The sequence below is a fragment of the Acuticoccus kandeliae genome (genome assembly GCF_003073115.1).
On record NZ_QBBV01000122.1, the window covers coordinates 1 to 339 of the forward strand.

Annotated in this window: 1 pseudogene; it reads left to right on the forward strand. The window is 71.4% G+C overall.

From position 1 onward, the window contains the following. A pseudogene (prfC, locus tag DBV35_RS29575) lies at positions 1-339 on the forward strand (peptide chain release factor 3); the annotation flags it as partial.

Genomic DNA, 339 nt, shown 5'->3' on the forward strand with positions numbered 1-339 from the left:
GAGGCGTTCCCCGGCGACATCGTCGGCCTGGTCAACGCCACCGCGCTGCGCCCCGGTGACACCCTCTACGCCGCCGACCCGGTCGAGTTCCCGTCGATCCCGGCGTTCGCCCCCGAGCACTTCGCGGTGATCCGCGCGAAGGACGCGGGCAAGTACAAGCAGTTCCGCAAGGGGATCGAGCAGCTCGGCAACGAGGCGGTCATCCAGCTCCTGCGCTCGGACCTGCGCGGCGACCAGGCGCCAGTGCTCGCCGCGGTCGGGCCGCTGCAGTTCGACGTCGTCACCACGCGGCTGGAGACCGAGTTCAACGCCCCGGTCACCCTGGACCGGCTGCCGTAC